The sequence below is a fragment of the Haloferax sp. Atlit-4N genome (assembly GCF_003383025.1).
Classification (GTDB): domain Archaea; phylum Halobacteriota; class Halobacteria; order Halobacteriales; family Haloferacaceae; genus Haloferax; species Haloferax gibbonsii.
Genome location: NZ_PSYY01000001.1, coordinates 910,179 through 930,643 on the forward strand (window position 1 = coordinate 910,179; position 20,465 = coordinate 930,643).

Consider the following 20,465-nt stretch of genomic DNA (forward strand, 5'->3'; position numbering starts at 1 on the left):
ATGTATCCATACATAGTATGTCGACTAATGATGATTCGACGCACGACGAAAAATATGAATAATCGTGTGGAACTGTGGGGCGGGCGGCTCAGTAGGACTTCGCGAAGTACGCGGTCTCCTCGGCGTCGTCGCCGCAGACCGCGCAGTCCTCGCCGTCGTGAATCTCCGCGTCCTCGTCGTTCAGGGGAACCATGACGATTTCGGCGGCGATCTGGTCTTTAATCTCGTCCTCGCAGGCCTCGTCACCGCACCACGGCGCTTTCACGTAGCCGCCGTGCTGGCCGATGGTGCCGAGAATCTCGTTGCGGGCGGACGCCTCGCGGACGTTCTCTTCGAGGTTCTCCTCGGCGGCGGCGTAGAGCTTCGCGTACACCTCGTCGAACTGCTCTTGGACGGCCTCGGCGATGTTCTCGCGGTCGAGTTCGACCGACTCGCCGTCGGGTCGGTGGACGGCGGTGACGACGTCGTCGTCGACCTCGTTCGGGCCGATTTCGAAGCGCACGGGGACGCCCTTGAGCTCCCACTCGTTGAACTTGAACCCGGGGTTGCGCTCGTCGCGGGCGTCGAGTTCGACGCGGACGCCGGCGTCTTCGAGCTCGTCGGCGATGTCCTCGGCGTACTCGAGGACCTTCTCCTGCGTGTCGGCCTGCCAGATGGGGACGATGACGACCTGCTCGGGCGCGATGGTCGGCGGCAGGACGAGGCCCTGGTCGTCGGAGTGCGTCATGATGAGCGCGCCGAGCGAGCGCCACGACAGGCCCCACGAGGTCGTGTGGGCGGGCTCTTCGTCCTCGTCTTCGGTCGTGTAGGTGAGGTCGAACGCCTCGGCGAAGGAGGTGCCGAGGTAGTGGGAGGTGCCGGCCTGCACGGACTTGCCGTCGGGCATGAGCGCCTCGACGGTCGTCGTCGTGTCCGCGCCGGGGAACTTGTCGTGTTCCGGCTTCGCGCCGCGGAGCACGGGGATGGCGAGCACGTCCTCGTAGAGCGACCGGTACTGCGAGAGGCGAGTCATCGTCTCGTCCCACGCGCCGTCGCGGGTCTCGTGGGCCGTGTGGCCCTCCTGCCAGAGGAACTCCTTGGTGCGGAAGAACGGCTTCGTCTCCGTGGCCTCCCAGCGCACGACGGAGGCCCACTGGTTCACGCGGAGCGGGAGGTCGCGGTGGCTACGGACCCACCGGGCCATGTAGGGCGCGATGATGGACTCGGAGGTCGGGCGGACGGCGAGGCGCTCTTCGAGTTCCTCGTGGCCGCCGTGGGTGACCCACGCGACCTCGGGGTCGAAGCCCTCGACGATGTCCTTCTCGCGTTCGAGATAGCTCTCGGGGATAAACAGCGGGAAGTACGCGTTCTGGACGCCCGTCTTCTTGAACTCGCCGTCGAGGTAGTTCTGGATGGACTCCCACAGCGCGTAGCCGCGCGGGCGGGTCACGATGAAGCCGCTCATCCCCTCCGGGCCGTAGTTCGCGAGGCCCGCCTTCTGGACGACCTCGGCGTACCACTCGCCGGTGTTGTACTGCTTCGACTCGGTGATACCGAGTTCCTGCTCGTCGCTCATTGCCCATCGGTAGCCGCAGCGAACCCTTAAACGCCCCGAAGGTGCCGGCGGGCCGCTCCGCCGCACGGACCGTCTTTCGCCGACGACGTTCGGCGACTCCGGCGGACGCATAGATACATATCGTCGGGTGTCCTACCAGAACGTGGTGGTTGGCGTGCTAACAATGGACACAATTGTGAGCGACGAGCGGCCGACTCCTCGGGAGGAGGCGGTCCGAATCGAACTGTGGGTTCCGAGCGGCCGGCGCGCGGAGTTCACACCGGTTATCGAGCGACTGGACGATATCGTCGAACGCGGCCTCGTCTCGGAGTACACGGTCGAGACGTGGGACCGATTCGTGGACCTTTCCGGCAAGTTGAGCCCGCGCGAGCGCCGCGCCCGCGACCGACTCGCGTCGTACGCGCGGTGGGCGGCGACGCGCGGCGAGCGCTTGGCGGGGTTAGGCGACCCCGAGGTGCGCGGCATCGGCCGGATGGGACCGGAACGACCGACGCGGCGGACCCCGCGGGCGGTCATGGCGGAGTACGAGGACGGCGTTCTCGCGCACGTGACCGCGTGCGAGGAGTGTACCGGTGCGTTCCGCGGACGTCTCAGCGACCTCGATTCCCAGGCCGAACGCGAGTCCGAGCAGTCGTCGGAGCGCGTCCGAATCGAGTGGTAAGCGGCCCGAACACGGTTTTTTCTGGCGACACCGCCCCGTCGTCAGCGCCGGCTGTCGAACGGTGAGTCGCCCTCGCGCCACGACCACCCCGGCAGGCGGGTCTGAAACCCCGCGGCGAGCGCGGCATCGAGGTCGTCGCGTCCGGCGGGACCGTCGGTGTGGACGGCCACGTCCGCGAAGTGGAACGTCGCCTGCGCGAGCAGTCGGAGCGGCTCGCCGCCGGCGATGGTCGCCGCGAGTTCGCGGCCGAGCACCTCGTCCACGACGAACCCCGGATAGTCGTCCTGCACGTCCAACTGTTTGAGGATGCGCACGTAGGCCGCGACGTTGACGCCGACCTCGCCGTCGGCGAACACTGCGTCGACCGCGTCGAGGTAGGCCGCGTCGTCGACCTCGCCGACGCGGGTGTCGAACTGCTCGCCGAGTCGCCGTCGCGTCTCGTTGATGAGCGGGACGACCACGTCCGCGCGCTCTCGAACCCAGTCGTGTTCCGCCGAGACGGCCGCCGGTGTGAGTTCCATGGTCGTCGGTCGGCCCCGAGACGCTTCGACTTTGCGAAGGGTTTTATACTGGCGACATGGTACTGTCGGGTAAGCGGGTTTTCCCTGCCTCTTCCCGCAGTCGAGATACCACCGTATTCAGTTCACTATGCTCTCTCCGCAGTTGGCCGAGACTGGCACTCGTACACGTGGACCGTCTCGTGTCGACGCTCCTGAGGTAGGGGTTCCCGAGACCTGCCGGCGCAGGACCGGACGGGTCGCTCGTAACTATGAGCTCCGTAGATAAACAACTCGAGAATTTGAAGGCAGAGATTACGAACGAACTCCCCCGCGACATCTCGGTTTCCGACGTCAAGTACGAGGGTCCCGAACTCGTCGTCTACACGCGCGACCCGAAGAAGTTCGCTCAGAACGGCGACCTCATCCGGAAACTCGCGAGTAAGCTCCGAAAGCGAATCACGGTTCGCCCGGATCCGGACGTGCTGTCCGACCCCCGAGAGGCCGAACCCAAGATTCTGAGTGTCATCCCCGAGGAGGCCGGCGTCACCGACCTCGACTTCCACATCGACACCGGCGAAGTCGTCATCGAGGCCGAGAAACCGGGCATGGTCATCGGTCGCCACGGCTCGACGCTCCGCGAGATTACGCAGAAAGTCGGTTGGACGCCCGAAGTCGTCCGCACCCCGCCCATCGAGTCCTCGACGGTCTCGAACGTCCGCAACTTTCTGAAGCAGGAACGCGAGGACCGCCGCCGCATCCTCGAACGGACCGGTCGGCAGATTCACCGCGAACAGCTCTCGGACGACGAGTGGGTCCGCATCACGACTCTCGGCTGCTGCCGCGAAGTCGGCCGCGCGTCCTTCATCGTCTCGACGCCCGAGACCCGCATCCTCGTCGACTGCGGCGACAAGCCCGGCTCCGACGACGTGCCGTATCTGCAGGTCCCCGAGGCGCTCGGGTCGGGCGCGAACTCGCTCGACGCCGTCGTCCTCACCCACGCTCACCTCGACCACTCGGCGCTCATCCCGCTTCTGTTCAAGTACGGCTACGACGGACCCATCTACACGACTGAGCCGACCCGCGACCTCATGGGTCTGCTCACGCTCGACTACCTCGACGTCGCCTCGAAGGAAGGTCGCACCCCGCCGTACGAGTCCGAGATGGTCCGCGAGGCCATCAAGCACACCATCCCGCTGGAGTACGGCGACGTGACCGACATCGCGCCCGACGTGAAGCTCACCTTCCACAACGCGGGCCACATCCTCGGCTCCGCCGTCTCGCACTTCCACATCGGCGACGGCCTCTACAACGTCGCGTTCTCCGGCGACATCCACTACGAGGACACCCGCCTGTTCAACGGCGCGGTCAACGACTTCCCGCGCGTGGAGACGCTCGTCCTCGAATCGACCTACGGCGGCCGCAACGACTACCAGACCGACCAGCAGGACTCCGAAAAGCGTCTCATCGAGGTCATAAACGAGACGTACGACCGCGGCGGCAAGGTCGTCATCCCGGCGTTCGCTGTCGGTCGCTCCCAAGAGATCATGCTGGTCCTCGAAGAGGCGATGCGCTCCGGTAAGATTCCGGAGATGCCCGTCCACCTCGACGGGATGATCTGGGAGGCGACGGCCATCCACACGACCTACCCCGAGTACCTCCGCGACGACCTCCGCGACCGCATCTTCCACGAGGACGAAAACCCGTTCCTCGCCGAGGAGTTCAACCACATCGACGGCGGCGAAGAGGAGCGACAGGACGTCGCCGACGGCGACCAGGCCATCATCCTCTCGACTTCCGGGATGGTCACCGGCGGCCCCATCATGTCGTGGCTCCGCCACGTCGGCCCCGACCCGAAGTCCCGGCTGGTCTTCGTCGGCTACCAGGCACAGGGGACGCTCGGCCGCCGCATCCAGAACGGCTGGGACGAGATTCCGGTCAACGGCCGCGACGGCATGGGCCGGTCGGACACGCTGAAGCTCAAGATGGACGTCGAGACGGTCGATGGCTTCTCCGGTCACGCCGACCGGCAGGGCCTCGAGAACTTCGTCAAGACGATGAATCCGCGCCCGGAGAAGGTGCTGTGCGTCCACGGTGACGAGCGCTCCGTCCAGGACCTCTCGTCGGCGCTCTACCACGACTACAACATGCGGACGTTCGCGCCGAAGAACCTCGAGACGTTCCGCTTCAAGTAACGACTCTCGTCCACGGCGACCACACCGGCGCGTCAATCCCCCGCCGCGCGACGATTTCTCACGGACGGCTTCCGGGCGAAGATTAATCACGACGCTCGAACGAGTGTTTGCCATGCGTCTCGCACTTATTGCTCACGACGAGAAGAAGCCGGACCTCATCTCGTTCGCCGAGGAGCGACAGGCCGACCTCGAACGCTTCGAGCTCATGGCGACGGGGACGACCGGTCAGCGACTCATCGACGCCACGGGCCTCGACATCGAGCGCAAGCAGTCCGGGCCGCTCGGCGGCGACATGCAGATCGGCGCGGAGATAGCCAGCGAGACCTGCGACGGCGTCATCTTCCTCCGCGACCCGCTGACCGCCCAGCCCCACGAGCCGGACATCACCGCGCTGCTCCGCATCTGTGACGTGCACCAGACGCCGCTGGCGACCAACCTCGCCAGCGCGGACGCCGTCCTCGACGAACTCATCAGACAGCTCGACGGCGAGGAGTAACCGCCGGGTCCGAGTTGCGTCCGCGGTTTCGTTTGCTTCGACACACGGTATCATCCCTGAGAACCGCGGCGTATCCTTAATTACCAGCGCGCCGGAGGCGACGGTATGAACGCCGCGACCCGCGCGTCCCTGACGCTCGCCGTGATTCTCGCCGTCGCGACCGCCCCGGTCGCCGCCGCGACCGGCCCGACCTCGCCGTGTTTCCCCGGCGAGGGCCACCAGTTCGACATCGGCGGCGAGGGCGCGGGCATCGACCTCGTGGTCTTCCTCTCGGTCTTCGAGAACCTCGGCGGCGAGGGCGGCTTCGGGATGGAAGCCAGCGGCTCCGTCGGCAACGACTCCGTGGTCCAGCTCCGGGCGGGCGTCGCGTTCGACGGCGTCGGCCCCGCGTCGGCGTTCCTCTCGAACCCCTTCTCGCGGTTCAGCGTCGTCTACGACTACTCGATGAACCTCCCGATGTTCGCCGACTCGGGTATCGAATCGAGCTACGAGGACGACGGCTCGCCGGTCAGCGGGCTCAAAACGAAGTCCTGTTAATCAGTCGTCCGCGGCCGCGGGGTCGGTGACGGACTGCGCCGCCGCGTCGACGCCGACCATGTCGCACACGTCGGCCATCGGGCACGCCTCGGGGCCGTCGAGACACGCGGGTTTGCGGGCCGTGCAGAACTCGCGACCGAACTGAATCATCGCGGTGTGGCCGAAGCCGCATTTTTCGTCGGGAATGTCGCGTTCGAGCGCCGCGCGAACGCCCTCGTGGTCGGCGTCGGCCGGCGCGAGCCCGATTCGCCGAGCGATGCGGTGGACGTGCGTATCGACGGGGAAGACGCCGCCGCGGCCGCCCGCAAAGAGGAGGACGCAGTCGGCGGTCTTCGGGCCGACGCCTTTCATCTCTAGGAGCCGGTCGCGGACCGTCGAGGGGTCTTCCTCGCGGACGTAGCGGTCGAAACCGGCCTCGCTCCCGAAGTCGGCCAGCACGTCCTCGGCGACGCCTTGGATGAGCTTCGACTTCTGGTTGTAGAGCCCGCCGGAGCGGATGGCCTCGACGATGCCCTCGCGGTCGGCCGCCGCCAGCGACTCGGCGAGGTCGCCGCCGCCGTACTGCGCCATGAGTTGGTCGTGGGCGGGCTGGCTCGCCTTGTCGCTCGTGTTCTGACTCAGAATCGTCCGGACGAGGCACTCGAAGCCGCCCTGTCCGCCGTAGGCCTTCCGCCAGTAGCGTTCGCCGAGTCGGTCGACGACGACCTCGGCGCGCGTCGCGGTTTCGGGGTCGGCGGGGTCGAACGCCGTCTCTCGACCGCCGCCGCTCGCGCCGCCGCTGATGTTCTCGGAGGGTTCTTCGGGCATGCCCGAAGGTTACGACCGCGCGGTGAAAAGCGCATCTCGTCGTCTCGCCCGGTCGGCCGCTCGCGGGCGCTACTCGACTTCGATGGTGACCGTCAGTTCCGCGCCGTCGGCGAGCGCCGAGACGAGGTCGCGGTCGAAGCCCGCGGCGGCGTGGGCCGCGCCGACCGCACCCGTCCGGTCGTCCACGTAGTCGCTCGTGCGGAAGACGACGCTGCGGTCGCCCTCGAAGGAGAGGTCCGGGTGTCCCCGGGCGCGGACCGTCTGTTCGTAGGTGTCGCCGTCCGCGTCCACGCGGACGCGCACGTCGATAGTGGCGTCGTGGGACTGACAGGCCTCGACGAACGCCGGGTCGAAGTCGGCGGGGGTACGGTCGGCCTCGACGCCGATGATACAGTCGCCCGCGGGGGTGAGCCAGTCGTCGCTCGTCACCTCGAACGTGCTCGCGTGCTCGGCGCGCACGTGCTCGTGGCCGCGTGCGCGGATGACTTCTCTCATGGCGTGGCATCCGACCCGACTCGGTTTAGCCCCCACGGTTCGCATCCCATTTATATACGGCCATGGCAAACACTGACATGGTGAATACGGTCGATACGAGCGGTGTGGTAACTGTTTTCACCCGAATTTCCACCGAAGTATTTATTAACTGGTCGCCTGTATGTGTATGTACCTGAGCGCCTCCGGCGTTCCGGCGGCATCGCACGCAGAATGATCGGGAATTCTTATCCACGGTCGGTCGCACTCCCACGAGCAGCCGCCACGCACGGAGTGGTGATGGTATCGAGGATTGATTACGCATGGTAACGAAGCAGGAAGTACTTAGCGAGTTCGACGTGCAGGAACTCGACGAGGCACGAAACATCGATCTCCCAGACGAAAAGCTCGAGAGCGGCTCGAAAGGCGAACTCATCAAACTCGCCGGTCAACTCCGTGACCGCCGCAATGAACTAAACCAGATGGCTTCTGAGCGCGCATCCAAGCGCGACGACCTCAACGCGATGACTCGCGAGAAGGTCGACGAAGCCCAGAAGCACCGCGAGAAGCGCGACGAAATGAACTCGCAGGTGCAGGAACACAAGCAGAGCCGCAACGAGCTCAACGCGAAGGCCAACGAGCTCTTCGACGAGGTCGACGAGATGAAAAGCGACCTCGAGCTCGATGACGGCAAGGACATCGACGAGCTCAAAGAGGAGATCGAGCAACTCGAGTTCCGCCAGCAGACCGAAGTCCTCTCGACAGAAGACGAGCGCGAGCTCATCGAGAAGATCGAGAACAAGCGCGAAGAACTTCGTCAAAAAAAGGACAAGGTCGAAGAGAGCGGTGACCTCGAAGAACTCATCGAAGAGGCAGAAGAGGTCCGCTCCGAGGCGTCCCAGCACCACCAGAAGGTGACCGAGCTGGCCGACGACGCCCAGGAACACCACAACCAGATGATCGAGGCCTACCGCGAGGCCGACGACATCCGCGACAAGGCCGACGAGATGCACGAGCTCTTCGTCGAAGCCCAGGAAGCGGCCGACCGTCACCACGAGGACTTCGTCCGCGTCCAGAAGCGCCTCCGCGAGCTGGACAAGAAGGAAGAGCGCCAGCGCAAGGACTCCCGCGCCGAGGAGCGCGAAGCCGCCAAGGCCGAGGCCGAGGAGATCTACCAGAAGTTCAAGGAAGGCGAGACCCTCGAGACCGAGGACCTGATGAAGCTTCAGAAGTCCGGTCTGCTCTAAACCCCGGTCACTTTCTCTCTCTTCGTCGCGCTTGCGACGTATCATTTTTATCCCGTTCGAAGCCCCAGCGACAGCCATGAGTGATTCACCGTGACCGACAGCTTCACGCGCATCTACCGGTTGGCTATCGTGGTCGTCCTCGCCGTCGTCGCGGCGGCGGTCGGCTGGGTCCTGTTCTACCGCGTCCCCGACACGCTCGCGGACCTCGCGGGGCTCCTCTTGGTCATCGGAACCGTCGTCGCCGCGCTCCGCGTCGGCGGCAGGCTCGCCGCCGCGGCCTTCCCCGACTACGACGTGGCCGAGGTCGCCGTCGAAGGGCCAATTTCCCGCGACGGCGGCGGTGGTCCCGTTCCGGGTCGCGGCGGCGGGACGCCCGCCGACGACATCGTCGAACAGATCGACGCCGCGGCCGACGACGAGAACGTCGACGCGCTCCTCGTCAAACTGAACACGCCCGGCGGCGAGGTGCTGCCGAGCGACGACATCCGCCGAGCGGCCGCCGACTTCGACGGGCCGACGGTCGCGTACGCCACGGACACCTGCGCCTCGGGCGGCTACTGGATCGCCAGCGGCTGCGACGAGCTGTGGTCCCACGACGTGAGCGTCGTCGGCTCCATCGGCGTCATCGGCTCGTCGGTCAACGCCTCGGAACTGGCCGACAAGGTCGGCCTCTCCTACGAGCGGTTCGCCGCGGGGAAGTACAAAGACGCCGGGATGGCGCTTAAGGAGCCGACCGAGGACGAACGCGAGTACCTCCAGGGGCTCATCGACGACTACTACGACGACTTCGTCGAACGGGTGGCCGAGGGCCGGGACATGGACCCGCAGGTCGTCCGCGACACGGAGGCCCGCGTCTACCTCGGCGAGGAGGCGCACGAACTCGGACTGGTCGACTCGCTGGGCACCCGCGACGACGTGGAAGACCGACTCGCCGAACTCCTCGGCCGCGACGAGGTCTCGGTCAGGGAGTTCACCCCCGAGGTCGGCCTCACCGACCGGCTCCGCGGCGGCGTCGAGGGCGCGGCGTACGCCTTCGGCGCGGGGGTCGCCTCGTCGGTCGAACCGGACGACGGCTTTTCGTTTCGGTTCTGACGACTGGGAGGCTTTTTAGCCCGCGCCCGCGTTCGTCTTCGACGTGACAACGCTCGTCCTCTGTGTCGACCGGGCGAACGACATCGGCCGCAAGACCGGGCTCTCGACGCCCGTCGTCGGCTGGGAAGCGGTTCGGTCGCTCGTCACCGACGTGGGCCTCGCGGACCCCGAGGATTCGAGCGTCAACTGCCTTCTCGCGGCGCTTCGGACGACGCGCGAACTCAGGGACGAGCGCGAGGACGCAGAAATCGCGGTCATCTCGGGAACGAGCGACAGCCCCGTCGGAGCCGACCGCGCCGTCGCGCGACAGCTCGACGACCTCGCCGAGCGGTACGACGTCGAGTCCGCGGTCGTCGTCATCGACAGCGCGGAGGACGAGCGGCTCGTCCCCGTCGTCGAGAGCCGGTTCCGGGTCGACGCGGTCGACCGCGTGGTGGTCCGACAGGCCCACGACATCGAGTCGACGTACTACCTGCTCAAGCAGTTCCTCGGCGACGAGGAGCTTCGCTCGACGATACTCGTCCCGCTCGGGGTCGGACTGCTCCTCGTCCCGCTGCTTCTCGTCCAGTTCACGCCCGCCGTCGCGATGGCCGGGCTCGCCGCCTTGATGGGCGCGGTGCTCCTCTACAAGGGGCTCGCTATCGACGAGTTCCTCTCGGACGCGCCCGACCAGATTCGCGACGCCCTCTACTCCGGACAGGTGTCGGTCGTCACCTACGCGGTCGCCGCGGGGCTGGCCATCGTCGGGCTGTTCCTCGGCGCGCTCGCCATCCGGACGCCGGGCGTCGGCGGGAGCGAGGAGGTGCTCGTCCCGTCGCTCCTGTTCGTCTACCACAGCGTCCCGTGGCTGGCGCTCGCCGCGCTGACCGCGAGCGCGGGCCGTCTCTTGGACGAGCTCATCGGGAGCGAGCGCGTCTCCACGTCGTACATGAACCTCCCGTTCGGCGTCGTCGCCATCGGGCTGGTCGTCCGCGGGTTCGCCGGTTTCCTCCTCGAACGACAGGGGGAGTTGCCGAACCTCGAACTGCTCGGGCGGCTCGCGCTCACGCCGGTCCAGCGGCTGGCGATGTTCATCGTCGCCGGCATCGTCGTGAGCGTCGTGGGCGTCCGCATCTCGGCGAGCGTCTCGGACGAGACGCTCGAAGACGTGGTCGACACGCCGCGAGAAAACGAGAGCTAAGGGAATTCCGCGCCGCTTTGTCGCTTCGCTCCGCGCCGTTAGTTCGCCGCTCGGTACTCGCCGTGCTTGACGCCGATGGCGAGACAGACAGCCCCGAAGACGAGCATCGCGGGCGTCACCATCATCAGTACGGTACTCGTGGCCATGACGCCCATCCCGACGAGGGCCGCGGTTCCGACGACGACGAGCGCGACGAGCAACGCGACTGTCTTGGGGAGGTCGAATTCCATGCGATTCTGTCGGGACTCGTTCGACAAATCCGTTGCGGCTTCCGACGGCGAATCGAGAGGCGAACCGGAAAAACGCGGGTTCAGTCGCTTACCAGGGCGCGAAGTCGGGGTCGATGCAGCGCTCTTCGGTCTCGATGGCGTCGATGGCGGCCACGTCTTCGTCGTCGAGGTCGAGCGCGAGCGACTCCCAGTTGTCGCGGATGTGGCCCTCGCTCGTCGCCTTCGGAATCGCGGTGACCCCCTTCTCGCGGAGCCACGCCAAGGACACCTGCGCCTCGCTCGCGTCGTGCTTCTCGGCGATGTCGGACAGCACGTCGACGTCGAAGACGTTCCCGCGGGCGAGCGGCGAGTACGCGACGATTTCGATGTCCTCCTCGGCGCAGACCTCGCGGAGCTCTTCCTGCTGGAGGAGCGGGTGCATCTCGATCTGGTTGGCGAAGGCGCCCGACTCGGACAGTTCGACGGCCTCGCGGACCTGCTCGGGCTCGAAGTTGGAGATGCCGACGCGCTTTGTCAGCCCGCGTTCGACGAGTTCGTCGAACGCCGCGAGGGTCTCTTCGGCGTCGTACTCGCGGGACGGCCAGTGGACGTACAGGAGGTCGACGTAGTCCACGCCGAGCTTTTCGAGGCTCTCTTCGGTGCTCTCGATGACGTCGTCGTGGGACAGCTTGTCGGCCCACACCTTCGTCGCGAGGAACACCTCGTCGCGGTCGACGTCGGCGGCGGCGATGCCCTCGCCGACCTCCGCTTCGTTCTCGTACGCTTGGGCGGTGTCGATGTGGCGGTAGCCCATCTCCAGCGCCGTCTGCACCGCGTTGCGACACTCGTCGGCGTTCGTGTTCTGCCACGTCCCGAGCCCGAGCATCGGCATCCCGTTCGCCCGCGGTGCGTCGTCCGCTGAAGCGGCGTTCTCCGTCATGGGCGAACCGTGGGCCGCGAGTTGAAAAGACGTTCCGAAAGGGCGGGCGAATTTCCGGCTTTCACGGCCCGAGAGTGTGTCACACGGCGTCTCACACCCTTCGACGTCCCGCGGCGGATAGTTTATGTGACATGTGGTAGCATATCTGAACGGTGGTCAGGAATGTCGTCCGCATCAGAACCCTTGACAGAAGAGAACACGAACGCGTTCGCACACCGCATCGCGGGTGACTCGCTCGTCTACGAGTGTCCGAACTGCGAGTTCGGCGAGGTGTTGGTGACGGAACTCATCGAATCCGACGACGCCCGGTGTCTCGATTGCGGGACGCGCTACCGACTCCACGTCGAGTCGGTAGAGTAACGAGCGGGTTGGCGGGCGTCCCGGCGACGGTCCCAGTTCGACCCGTTCGCCTCGATTCGCCCGGCCGGTTTTCTCCGCGGCGGCGAGACTGTCATACTCTCAGAGCGCCTCTAGGTGGCATGCCTCAACTACGCACAGCCCTCGCGCTCGCGCTCGTCGTCGCGCTCGCGGGATGCCTCGGTGGACTCGGCGGCTCGACCACGTTCGCGGCCCAGCCCGCGACGATTCCCGCGTCGACCTACGAGGCACACGGTTATGTCCACGGCAACAGCACCGTCGTCCCGCTTTCGTACGACGTCGGCGTCGGTCCTGCCTCCCGCTCCGTCGGCGCGGACGTCTGGGTGTCCGGATACTCGAAGACGACCGACGACGACGATATCACGGCGCTCGTGGTCGTCTCGTCGCCGAACGCCGAGGTCGCCGGCCAGTCGGTCAACCCGCTTTCGAACCTCGGCAACCGCGAGCTCGTCGCGGCCGGTCTCGACTTGCTGGCCGACGCGCAGGCGCTCGGAAACGTCCCCGAGGTCAACGGCGTCCGCGAGGTCGGTGCGCGAAACGTCACGATGCTCGGGTCGGAGACGGAACTCGTCACCTACGCTGGCACGGTCGAAGTCGAAGCCGGTGAGACCGCAGTCGACGGCGAGACGGTCGCCTACGAGGGCGGGACGGCCGAAGTGAAACTCCACCTCGCGACGGTCGAACACGACGGCGACGTGGTGGTCGTCCTCGCGGTCCACGGGGCGGACGTGGACGAGACCGAGGCGGTCGCGGCGCTCGCGGGCGCTGTCGAGCATCCGGGGACGGTCGAAAGAACGGTCGAAGTTCGATGAGCGGGCGGCGCGGCGTCGACCGCGAGTTCGGCGTTAGTAGAACTCGCGGACGAGGTCCATCGCGTCGTCGGGCGCGCCCGACGGGATGTCCGACATGTTCTGGTCGACGCCGAACTTCTCCTCGTAGGAGACGGAGCTTTCGTCCTTGTAGATGACGCCCTCGTACTCCTTCGACGAGTCGAGAATCTTCTCTTTGGCCGCGTCGTAGTCGGTCGGGTCGTGGTCGGTGTCCGCGAGGTCCACGAGGTTGTCGCGGAAGTAGTCGTAGGTGTCCACGTCGTTGAACGTGACACAGGGACTGAACACGTTCACGAAGCCGAAGCCGTCGTGCTCGATGGCCTCCTGGACGATTTCCGCGTGGCGCTTGTGGTCCGTCGCGAACGACTGCGCGATGAACGTGCCGCCGGCCGCGAGCGACAGCGCGAGCGGGTTGACCGGGGGCTGCTTCGGTCCCTCGGGGGTCGTCGAGGTCTCGAAGTCCTCGCGCGAGGTCGGCGAGGCCTGCCCCTTCGTGAGGCCGTAGATGCGGTTGTCCATGACGGTGTAGGCCATGTCCACGTTGCGGCGGACGGCGTGGATGAAGTGACCCGCACCGATGGAGTAGCCGTCACCGTCGCCGCCGGCGGCGACGACGGTCAGGTCGGGGTTCGCCAGCTTGACGCCGGCGGCGACCGGGAGCGAGCGCCCGTGGACGCCGTGGATGGCGTACGAGTGCATGTACGTCCCGATTTTCCCGGAACAGCCGATACCGGCGACCATGAACGTGTTGTCGGGGTCGGTGCCGGAGTTGGCGAGGGCTTTCATGATGCCGTTCATCGTCCCGAAGTCCCCACAGCCGGGACACCAGGTCGGTTGTTTGTCTGACTTGAAGTCGGTGAAGCGGACGTTTGAGCTCATGCTGAGACCTCCTCTGCGTCGAGGGTGGCTTTGATTTCGTCTGCGAGTTCGTCCGCCTTGAAGCGGACGCCGTCGTATTTGTTAATGCGCTTGACACGGGTCAATGTGTCGTGCTCGACGACGTTGGCGAACTGCCCCGTCGCGTTACACTCGACGACGATGACCTCGTCTGCCGCCTCGATTTCCTCGGTGAGGTCCGGCCGCGGGAACATGTACGGGACCGACAGGAAGCGAACGTCGATGCCGTCCTCTTCGAGGAAGTCGAGCGCCTCGACGAGCACGCCCTCGTTGGAGCCCCACGAGAGGATGAGCGTGTCCGAATCGGCGTCACCGAACTCGCGCGGCGAGAAGTCCTCGGTCTCCTTTGCGGTCTCGACCTTCCGGTCGCGCTTGTCGACCTGCTCGACGCGCATCGACCGGTCTTCGGTCCGCCGACCGAGTTCGTCGTGTTCGAGACCGGTCGACATGTGTGCGCCCTGTTCCGTGCCGGGGAACGCGCGCGGGCTGACGCCGTCGTCAGTGAGCGCGTGCGGCTGGAAGCGACCTTCCTCGTCGAGCCACTCGTCGATGGAGTCGTCGTCGACGACCTTGCCGCGGTCGATTTCGACTTCGTCCATGTCGAACGCCTCGGGAGAGAACGTCTGTTCCGTGACCGCCATCGCGAGGTCGGCCGCGACGTAGACCGGAACCTGGTACTTCTCGGCGAAGTTGAACGCTTCGACGGTCTTCCAGAAGCACTCGTCGATGCTCGTCGGCGCGACGACGAAGCGCGGAATCTCGCCGTGGCCGCCGTAGAGCATCATGTTGAGGTCGCCCTGTTCCTGCTTGGTCGGCATCCCCGTCGAGGGACCGGAGCGCATCACGTCGACGATGACGAGCGGCGTCTCCGAGGTGGCGACGAGACCGAACGTCTCGGTCATCAGGTCGATACCCGGACCGGACGTCGCGGTCATCGACCGCGCGCCGGCGCGTGCCGCACCGAGCGCGAGGTTGATGGCCGCGAGTTCGTCTTCCGCCTGTACGACGTGACCGCCGTAGCGTTCGATGCGGCCGGTGAGATACTCCATCACGTCCGTCGCGGGCGTGATGGGGTAGCCGGCGTAGAAGCGGCAACCGGCGGCGATGGCGCCCATGCCGATGGCCTGGTCGCCGTTGATGAGCACGTAGTCCTCGTCGGTCGTCTCGAGGTCGTAGTCGAACTCGTGGTCGTACTCGTCGTGGACGTATTCGAGGCCCGCGCGAGCCGCCTTCTTGTTGTTCTCGACGATGGCCTCGCCCTTCCCGCCGAAGCGCTTCTGCAGCGCGCTGTCGAGGTTCTCGATGGGGAAGTCTGCGACGGCGCACGCCGCGCCGAGCGCGACGACGTTGCGCATGATAGCGCCGCCCGCCTCCTCGGCGAGCGCCTTGAGGGGGATGTCCAGCCCGACCATTCCCTCGGGGATTTCGACGTCCGCCATCGTCGAGCGGTCGCCGTCGTAGATGATGACGGAGCCCTCGTGCAGTTCGTCGAGGTTCTCGTCGATTGTTCGTTGTGTGAGTGCGATGAGCACGTCGAGTCGGTCGACGACGCTCTGTACGGGGTCGATGGCAGTCCGAACCTTGTACGCGGTGTATCCGCCCCGGATTCGCGAAGCGAAGTCCTTAGAGGTGAACACGTGGCGTCCAGCCCGGGATAGCGCCTGAGCGAAAATCTTCCCCGTGGAGTCGATGCCATCGCCAGCCTCGCCGCCGATGGCCCAGTTGAAGTCCGCAGGCATGCTGAGTGAAATCTACCCATAGCCGGGTCAAAAGCCTTCTGAAAATTGGTGTTAAACGACGGTACCGGTAACATATAGAAATTTAACGAACAAGTTTTAGAGGCGCTAATTGAGATGGTTGTGTGAAATAAGGGCCCGCCTATGTGGGAAATAACTGGACGAACATCCAATCAAGGTGTGTTTTGCCCTCTCGTGGCAATTCTTTCCGGTTCACACTATGTGCACGGCCGGGACGGTTTGTCCTGCTCTCCGGCGCACGCGTCCGGGAAGGCAAGGCCCTTGTGAGCCTGCGACCAAGCCGCTCGCATGGACGCAATCGTCACCGTCGCCGCGGTCCGCGACGTCGGCCCCGGAACGGTCGCCATCGAGTTCGAGACGCCCGACGGCTTCGAGGCCGAACCGGGCCAGTTCGTCAAACTCTCCGCCGAGGTCGACGGCGAGTCGTACGCGCGGTTCTACACGCTCTCGTCGCCCGGCGTCGGCGACACGTTCGAGGTGACCATCGGCATCGACCCCGAGGAGGCCGGGCCGTTCAGCCAGCACCTCGACTCGCTCGCCGCCGGCGACGACATCGAGATTTCCGGGCCGTTCGGTCAGAGCTACTACGACGGCGAGTCGCGCGTGGTCGTCCTCGCGGGCGGCCCCGGCGTCGGCCCCGCGGTCGGCATCGCCGAGGCCGCGGTCGCCGACGGCAACGAGGCCGCCGTGGTCTACCTCGACGACGCGCCCGCGCACGAAGACCGGCTCTCCGCGCTCCGGGACGACGGCGCGAGCGTCGTCGTCACCGGCGACGAGTCCGCCCTCGCCGACGCCGTCTCCGACGCGCTCACCGGCGACGAGGGCGAGCAGGTGTTCGTCTACGGCTTCGCCGACTTCGTCGAGCGCGCGACCGACGCGGTCGAAGCGGCCGGCGGCGACGCCGACGCGGCGAAAGTCGAGAACTTCGGGTAGGCGCTTCGACCGCCTGCCCGCCCGCCCAGCGCTGTCCAGCACTGCCCAGCACTATTCTACCGGTCGCCACGCCGTCAGCACCGCGACCGCGAGCGCGACGGCGACCCACCCGACGAGCCCCGCGAGCGCCGCGCCCGGCGAGGTCGAACCGCCGGTCTCGACGGCGACGCCGAGGACGAGCGACCGAAACGCGCCGTTCGGGCTCGCCGCGAGGACGAGCGGGACCGCGTCGATGCCGAGACTCCCCGAGGCCAGTCCGGCGACGGCGGCGGCGTCGACGCCGACGACGAAGGCGACGAGCAGGCCGACGGCGAGCGCGATTGCCTGCCGGGCGGTCCGCGCGGCGGCCGAGACGGCGAGCGCGACGGCCGCGACCGCGAGGGCGAACAGGACGGCGAGGACCGAAAACCGGAGGAACGCGACCGGCGAGTCGGCGGCCTCGTTCAGCGCGAGGAACGTCGGGTCCGGCGGCGAGAGGACGGGGACGGTCGCGCCCGCGGCGAGCAGCGACCCGAAGACGACGAACACGAGCGCGAGCCCGCGACCGAGGTAGACGCCGCCGACGTAGGCCGGACGAGACACGTCGAACGTCCTGAGCACGTCGAGTTCGCCCGACTCGCGGTCCGAGAGCACCGCCCGGTAGCAGAGCGCGACGGCGAGAAGCGGGACGAGCGCCTCCACGAACGGGACCAAATCCAGCACCAGCGGGACGTACCCGCCGCGCGCGCCGGAGCCCGCGGCCGCGACCGCGACGACGGTCAGCGCGAAGACGACCGAGAGCGCGACGACCGCGGGGGTCCTGACGACCGTCCGAAGCTCGCGCGCCGCGATGGCGAACAGGTCGCCGAGGCCGTCGCGGCCGCCGGCGCTCATCTCCCCGTCACCTCCTCGGTCGCCACGAGGTCGCCGAAGGCGGTCTGGAGGTCGGCCGCGCCGACCGATTCGACCACCGCTCGCGGGTCGCCGTCGGCGACGAATCGCCCGCCGTCGAGGACGACCACGCGGTCGGCGGTCCGCTCGACGGGGCCGAGGTTGTGCGACGAGAGGACGACCGCGACGCCCGCGTCGGCGAGGTCGGAGACGATGTCGAACAGCCGTTCGACCATGCCGGGGTCGAGGCCGCTGGCCGGTTCGTCGAGGACGACCACGGCCGGGTCGCCGACGAGCGCCCGCCCGAGGCCGAGCAGGCGCGTCATCCCGCCGGAGAGCGCGTCGACCCGGCGGTCGGCGGCGTCCGCGAGGCCGACTCGCTCCAACACGTCGGCCACGTCCACGTGGTCGTCCACGAACTGCGCGTAGAATTCGAGCGTGTCGGTCGCGGAGAAGCCGGCGCGGAAGCCGGGCTGTTGCGGGAGGTAGCCCACGCGGGCGCGCCCGTCACTGGCTCCGATGGTGACCGTTCCCTCGTCGGGCGCGCGGACCCGCGCGAGAAACCGCAGGAGCGTGGACTTCCCCGAGCCGTTGGGGCCGACGAGCGCGACGATTTCGCCGGGGGCGACCGACAGCGAGACGCCGTCGAGGACGCGCACGTCGCCGAAGGCGTGGCTGAGGTCGGTCGCGGCGATAGCCGGTCGGTCGGCGGCCGCGGCGGCGGCGCTCTCGCCCGTCGATTCGTCGGAATCCGTCTCGGCCGTCGTCGTGGGTTCGGGGTTCGACATCGTGGTGGGTTCGTCAGTCGCTGGCTCCGCCGATTCGCGGTCAGCCATCGGTCTCCTCCGTCGCGTTCAGGGCGGCGAGCGTCTCGGGGCGGACCGGTTCGGCCCGCGGCGCGGCGTCGACGACGCCGGACCCGCGGAGGCCGGACACCGCGTCGCGGGCGCGGCGGAGCGCGCGCACCGCGGGCGACTCCGAGAGCGCGAGCGCGCCGGGTTCCCGGCCGAGTTCGGCGTCGACCGCCCCGGAGGGTTGGTACGCTCGGTCGTAGACCCCGTCGCCGTCGGCGTCTTCGAGCGGGAGGTCGCCCCAGTAGTTGCCCTCGCCGCCGGCGGTCCACGTCCGCATCGGGCCGAGCGACGACTCGACGCGCACGTCGTTGTCCACGATGTCGTTTCGAACGACGACGTTCGTCGGGAACGTCGAACTCCCGCGGATACCGACCCCGTTTCCGGCGACGACGTTTCCGACGTACACCTGCCGGTCGCCGCTCACGTCCATGCCGTAGTCGTTGCCGGCGAAGACGTTGTCAGCGACGTAGGTGTCGCTCCCGGCGGGCATGAACCCGAAGTCCGACTCGCGCACGTCGTTTCCGACGACGAGGTTGCCGACGGGCCGGGTCATGAGGACGACGCCGATGCGGTCCCCGCGGACGACGTTGTCGGCGACGAGCGCGTCTGAGGTGTACATCTGGTGAACGCCGTAGCGACCGTCCTCCATGCGGTTGTCGCGGACGACGCTCCCGTCGGCGCGGTGGGTGTAGACGCCGTCGCGGCCGTCGAGGAACGTCGAGTCCTGCACGACCGACCGCTCGCCGATGAGGACGACGCCCATGAAGCCCTCGGAGGGCTCGTCGGCCCCGCGGACGGTCACGCCGTCGACGACGCTGTCGGCGCTCTCGCGGGCGATGATGCCGCTCGCGGGCGTGTCGATTTCGACCCCGCGGACGGCCGACTGGTTCGCGCCGTCGAGGACGACACCGGCGTCGCCGCGGCCGTAGGCGAGTTCGACGCGGGTGTCCCAGTCGACGGACTCGTTGCTGGCGCGGACCCGGCGGGTCCCGGTCTCGCCGACCCCGGCGATAGAGAGGTTCCCGACCGCGCTCCGGTCGGCGCGGAGGTGGACGACGCTGCCGTTTCCGTCGCCGACGAGCCGCGTTTCGGGTCCGGCTCCGAGGAGCGTAACCGAGCGGTTCAGTTCGACCGCGTCGACCGAGTAGGTGCCCGCGGGGACGTAGACGGTCGTGTTCGCGGGGGCCGACGCGACGGCGGCTTCGACGGTCGGCGCGTCCTCGCCGACGACGGTCGAGACGGGCCTGTCGAACAGCGCATCACTCGCAGCGGTGGTCTGGTTCGCCCACTCGTGGTGGGCGGCGACCGACGACTCGAAGGCGTCGAGCCGTGACGAAAGCGGGTCGCCGGCGCGGTCGCGGAGCGTCGCCCAATCGACGACCGTGCCGCCGTGGGTGTCAGCGAACGAGCGCGCCGCGTCGGCGTCGGAAAACGGGACGGCAATCGGCCCGGAGGGGACTCGCGCGCCGGCGTCCACGACGAACGACGCCTCGGACGCCTTCGTCCAGCCGGGGTTGCGGTTGTGTTCGGTTCGGAGGTAGCCGTCGTCGTCGAGCGCGGGCGAGACCGTCGCGTAGTCGGTGACGAACACCGCGAGCGGGTCGCCGAACTGGCGGGCGCTCTCGGCCGTGGACACGTCCGCGGCGGCCGTGGTCACGTCGTAGTAGCCGATGATGAAGCGGTACCGCGAGAAGTGGACCTGCGCGAGCGGGACTTCGAAGCCCTCGACTTCGGCCGTGCGAACGTCGACCGACGTGCCGCCGGTCTTGACGGTGTCGTCGAAGGGGACCGGCGCGACGGAGCCCGAGGCGGGGACGACGAAGGAGACGCTCGCGAGGACGAAGACGAGCGCCGTCGCGGCGGCGACCCAGCGGGTCGTCTCGGGCGTGACGAGCGCCATCGGTCAGCGCCCGACCCTGTCGGATGCGGGGACCCCGGCGGGGTGAGCCGCCGCGTCGAGGTGCCCCCTGCCTGTCGCGCGGTCGTACATGCCGGTGGCTAGGTCTTCGGGGGGTGATATGCGCGATGGTCTGTCCGTCGAAGCCCCGGGGGCGGACCC

21 protein-coding genes are annotated in these 20,465 nt (G+C 67.5%); 10 read left to right on the forward strand and 11 right to left on the reverse strand.

The window, feature by feature from the left end; genetic code table 11:
- Positions 1–88 precede the first annotated feature (88 nt).
- The gene (gene proS, locus C5C07_RS04755) at positions 89–1,555 is read right to left on the reverse strand and encodes a proline--tRNA ligase (RefSeq protein ID WP_004972554.1); all 1,467 of its coding nucleotides are present in this window, start codon (positions 1,553–1,555) and stop codon (positions 89–91) included.
- A gap of 163 nt (positions 1,556–1,718) precedes the next feature.
- On the opposite strand from proS, the gene C5C07_RS04760 reads away from it, so the two are divergent.
- Complete coding sequence (locus C5C07_RS04760) at positions 1,719–2,216, forward strand: HTH domain-containing protein (RefSeq protein WP_115804653.1); 498 nt, start codon at positions 1,719–1,721, stop codon at positions 2,214–2,216.
- A gap of 41 nt (positions 2,217–2,257) precedes the next feature.
- Here the strand turns inward: C5C07_RS04760 and C5C07_RS04765 are convergent, their stop codons facing one another.
- Positions 2,258–2,737 (reverse strand): hypothetical protein, encoded by a 480-nt coding sequence (locus C5C07_RS04765; RefSeq protein ID WP_115804654.1) that lies wholly within the window; start codon positions 2,735–2,737, stop codon positions 2,258–2,260.
- A 248-nt stretch (positions 2,738–2,985) separates the two neighbouring features.
- On the opposite strand from C5C07_RS04765, the gene C5C07_RS04770 reads away from it, so the two are divergent.
- The 3 genes from C5C07_RS04770 to C5C07_RS04780 all read left to right on the forward strand — a co-directional run bounded on the left by C5C07_RS04770 (position 2,986) and on the right by C5C07_RS04780 (position 5,941).
- Positions 2,986–4,908 carry a beta-CASP ribonuclease aCPSF1 gene (locus tag C5C07_RS04770; RefSeq protein WP_115804655.1) on the forward strand — a complete coding sequence of 641 codons (1,923 nt, stop codon included), beginning with the start codon at positions 2,986–2,988 and terminating at the stop codon, positions 4,906–4,908.
- 112 nt (positions 4,909–5,020) lie between these two features.
- On the forward strand, positions 5,021–5,404 hold the full coding sequence (locus C5C07_RS04775; protein WP_004972550.1) for a methylglyoxal synthase: 384 nt from the start codon (positions 5,021–5,023) through the stop codon (positions 5,402–5,404).
- Positions 5,405–5,509: 105 nt separating this feature from the next.
- On the forward strand, positions 5,510–5,941 hold the full coding sequence (locus C5C07_RS04780; protein ID WP_004972549.1) for a hypothetical protein: 432 nt from the start codon (positions 5,510–5,512) through the stop codon (positions 5,939–5,941).
- Here the strand turns inward: C5C07_RS04780 and nth are convergent, their stop codons facing one another.
- Complete coding sequence (gene nth / locus C5C07_RS04785) at positions 5,942–6,748, reverse strand: endonuclease III (RefSeq protein ID WP_004972548.1); 807 nt, start codon at positions 6,746–6,748, stop codon at positions 5,942–5,944. It abuts the gene before it with no gap.
- A gap of 69 nt (positions 6,749–6,817) precedes the next feature.
- Complete coding sequence (locus tag C5C07_RS04790; RefSeq protein WP_004972547.1) at positions 6,818–7,243, reverse strand: DUF371 domain-containing protein; 426 nt, start codon at positions 7,241–7,243, stop codon at positions 6,818–6,820.
- Positions 7,244–7,542: 299 nt separating this feature from the next.
- Between C5C07_RS04790 and C5C07_RS04795 the strand changes: the two genes are divergently transcribed.
- The 3 genes from C5C07_RS04795 (at position 7,543) to C5C07_RS04805 (ending at position 10,738) form a co-directional block, all read left to right on the forward strand.
- A complete protein-coding gene (locus C5C07_RS04795; RefSeq protein ID WP_004972546.1) occupies positions 7,543–8,466 on the forward strand; it encodes a coiled-coil protein in 924 nt (307 codons plus the stop codon).
- 90 nt (positions 8,467–8,556) lie between these two features.
- Positions 8,557–9,558 carry a signal peptide peptidase SppA gene (gene sppA / locus C5C07_RS04800; RefSeq protein ID WP_115804656.1) on the forward strand — a complete coding sequence of 334 codons (1,002 nt, stop codon included), beginning with the start codon at positions 8,557–8,559 and terminating at the stop codon, positions 9,556–9,558.
- Positions 9,559–9,601: 43 nt separating this feature from the next.
- A complete protein-coding gene (locus C5C07_RS04805) occupies positions 9,602–10,738 on the forward strand; it encodes a DUF373 family protein (protein WP_004972544.1) in 1,137 nt (378 codons plus the stop codon).
- A gap of 38 nt (positions 10,739–10,776) precedes the next feature.
- On the opposite strand, the gene C5C07_RS04810 is transcribed toward C5C07_RS04805, so the two are convergent.
- Together C5C07_RS04810 and C5C07_RS04815 are read right to left on the reverse strand one after the other, a co-directional pair.
- Complete coding sequence (locus tag C5C07_RS04810) at positions 10,777–10,968, reverse strand: hypothetical protein (protein ID WP_004972543.1); 192 nt, start codon at positions 10,966–10,968, stop codon at positions 10,777–10,779.
- Positions 10,969–11,056: 88 nt separating this feature from the next.
- Entirely contained in the window at positions 11,057–11,839 is a 783-nt protein-coding gene (locus tag C5C07_RS04815) for an aldo/keto reductase (RefSeq protein ID WP_004972542.1), read from the reverse strand.
- 210 nt (positions 11,840–12,049) lie between these two features.
- Between C5C07_RS04815 and C5C07_RS04820 the strand changes: the two genes are divergently transcribed.
- Together C5C07_RS04820 and C5C07_RS04825 are read left to right on the forward strand one after the other, a co-directional pair.
- A complete protein-coding gene (locus C5C07_RS04820) occupies positions 12,050–12,247 on the forward strand; it encodes a hypothetical protein (protein WP_049904942.1) in 198 nt (65 codons plus the stop codon).
- A 119-nt stretch (positions 12,248–12,366) separates the two neighbouring features.
- Positions 12,367–13,077 carry a DUF6517 family protein gene (locus tag C5C07_RS04825; RefSeq protein ID WP_004972540.1) on the forward strand — a complete coding sequence of 237 codons (711 nt, stop codon included), beginning with the start codon at positions 12,367–12,369 and terminating at the stop codon, positions 13,075–13,077.
- 33 nt (positions 13,078–13,110) lie between these two features.
- On the opposite strand, the gene C5C07_RS04830 is transcribed toward C5C07_RS04825, so the two are convergent.
- Together C5C07_RS04830 and C5C07_RS04835 are read right to left on the reverse strand one after the other, a co-directional pair.
- Entirely contained in the window at positions 13,111–13,974 is an 864-nt protein-coding gene (locus C5C07_RS04830) for a 2-oxoacid:ferredoxin oxidoreductase subunit beta (RefSeq protein WP_004972539.1), read from the reverse strand.
- Positions 13,971–15,731, reverse strand: a complete 1,761-nt coding sequence (locus C5C07_RS04835; protein WP_115804657.1) for a 2-oxoacid:acceptor oxidoreductase subunit alpha — start codon at positions 15,729–15,731, stop codon at positions 13,971–13,973. The genes C5C07_RS04830 and C5C07_RS04835 overlap by 4 nt, the downstream gene beginning before the upstream one ends.
- 306 nt (positions 15,732–16,037) lie before the next feature.
- On the opposite strand from C5C07_RS04835, the gene C5C07_RS04840 reads away from it, so the two are divergent.
- Positions 16,038–16,682 (forward strand): FAD-dependent oxidoreductase, encoded by a 645-nt coding sequence (locus C5C07_RS04840; RefSeq protein WP_115804658.1) that lies wholly within the window; start codon positions 16,038–16,040, stop codon positions 16,680–16,682.
- A 51-nt stretch (positions 16,683–16,733) separates the two neighbouring features.
- On the opposite strand, the gene C5C07_RS04845 is transcribed toward C5C07_RS04840, so the two are convergent.
- The 3 genes from C5C07_RS04845 to C5C07_RS04855 are packed head-to-tail and all read right to left on the reverse strand — an operon-like array spanning position 16,734 to position 20,306.
- On the reverse strand, positions 16,734–17,555 hold the full coding sequence (locus tag C5C07_RS04845) for an ABC transporter permease subunit (protein WP_004972536.1): 822 nt from the start codon (positions 17,553–17,555) through the stop codon (positions 16,734–16,736).
- Entirely contained in the window at positions 17,552–18,388 is an 837-nt protein-coding gene (locus C5C07_RS04850) for an ABC transporter ATP-binding protein (RefSeq protein ID WP_004972535.1), read from the reverse strand. Before C5C07_RS04850 ends, C5C07_RS04845 begins: the two co-directional genes overlap by 4 nt.
- On the reverse strand, positions 18,381–20,306 hold the full coding sequence (locus C5C07_RS04855) for a NosD domain-containing protein (protein WP_115804659.1): 1,926 nt from the start codon (positions 20,304–20,306) through the stop codon (positions 18,381–18,383). Before C5C07_RS04855 ends, C5C07_RS04850 begins: the two co-directional genes overlap by 8 nt.
- Between the last annotated feature and the right edge of the window lie 159 nt (positions 20,307–20,465).

Bases quoted from the DNA above. Each gene is read 5' to 3' on its own strand.
- proS (WP_004972554.1), bottom strand. From the start codon at position 1,555: ATGAGCGACGAGCAGGAACTCGGTATCACCGAGTCGAAGCAGTACAAC.
- C5C07_RS04760 (WP_115804653.1), top strand. From the start codon at position 1,719: ATGGACACAATTGTGAGCGACGAGCGGCCGACTCCTCGGGAGGAGGCG.
- C5C07_RS04765 (WP_115804654.1), bottom strand. From the start codon at position 2,737: ATGGAACTCACACCGGCGGCCGTCTCGGCGGAACACGACTGGGTTCGA.
- C5C07_RS04770 (WP_115804655.1), top strand. From the start codon at position 2,986: ATGAGCTCCGTAGATAAACAACTCGAGAATTTGAAGGCAGAGATTACG.
- C5C07_RS04775 (WP_004972550.1), top strand. From the start codon at position 5,021: ATGCGTCTCGCACTTATTGCTCACGACGAGAAGAAGCCGGACCTCATC.
- C5C07_RS04780 (WP_004972549.1), top strand. From the start codon at position 5,510: ATGAACGCCGCGACCCGCGCGTCCCTGACGCTCGCCGTGATTCTCGCC.
- nth (WP_004972548.1), bottom strand. From the start codon at position 6,748: ATGCCCGAAGAACCCTCCGAGAACATCAGCGGCGGCGCGAGCGGCGGC.
- C5C07_RS04790 (WP_004972547.1), bottom strand. From the start codon at position 7,243: ATGAGAGAAGTCATCCGCGCACGCGGCCACGAGCACGTGCGCGCCGAG.
- C5C07_RS04795 (WP_004972546.1), top strand. From the start codon at position 7,543: ATGGTAACGAAGCAGGAAGTACTTAGCGAGTTCGACGTGCAGGAACTC.
- C5C07_RS04810 (WP_004972543.1), bottom strand. From the start codon at position 10,968: ATGGAATTCGACCTCCCCAAGACAGTCGCGTTGCTCGTCGCGCTCGTC.
- C5C07_RS04815 (WP_004972542.1), bottom strand. From the start codon at position 11,839: ATGCCGATGCTCGGGCTCGGGACGTGGCAGAACACGAACGCCGACGAG.
- C5C07_RS04820 (WP_049904942.1), top strand. From the start codon at position 12,050: ATGTCGTCCGCATCAGAACCCTTGACAGAAGAGAACACGAACGCGTTC.
- C5C07_RS04825 (WP_004972540.1), top strand. From the start codon at position 12,367: ATGCCTCAACTACGCACAGCCCTCGCGCTCGCGCTCGTCGTCGCGCTC.
- C5C07_RS04830 (WP_004972539.1), bottom strand. From the start codon at position 13,974: ATGAGCTCAAACGTCCGCTTCACCGACTTCAAGTCAGACAAACAACCG.
- C5C07_RS04835 (WP_115804657.1), bottom strand. From the start codon at position 15,731: ATGCCTGCGGACTTCAACTGGGCCATCGGCGGCGAGGCTGGCGATGGC.
- C5C07_RS04840 (WP_115804658.1), top strand. From the start codon at position 16,038: ATGGACGCAATCGTCACCGTCGCCGCGGTCCGCGACGTCGGCCCCGGA.
- C5C07_RS04845 (WP_004972536.1), bottom strand. From the start codon at position 17,555: ATGAGCGCCGGCGGCCGCGACGGCCTCGGCGACCTGTTCGCCATCGCG.
- C5C07_RS04850 (WP_004972535.1), bottom strand. From the start codon at position 18,388: ATGGCTGACCGCGAATCGGCGGAGCCAGCGACTGACGAACCCACCACG.
- C5C07_RS04855 (WP_115804659.1), bottom strand. From the start codon at position 20,306: ATGGCGCTCGTCACGCCCGAGACGACCCGCTGGGTCGCCGCCGCGACG.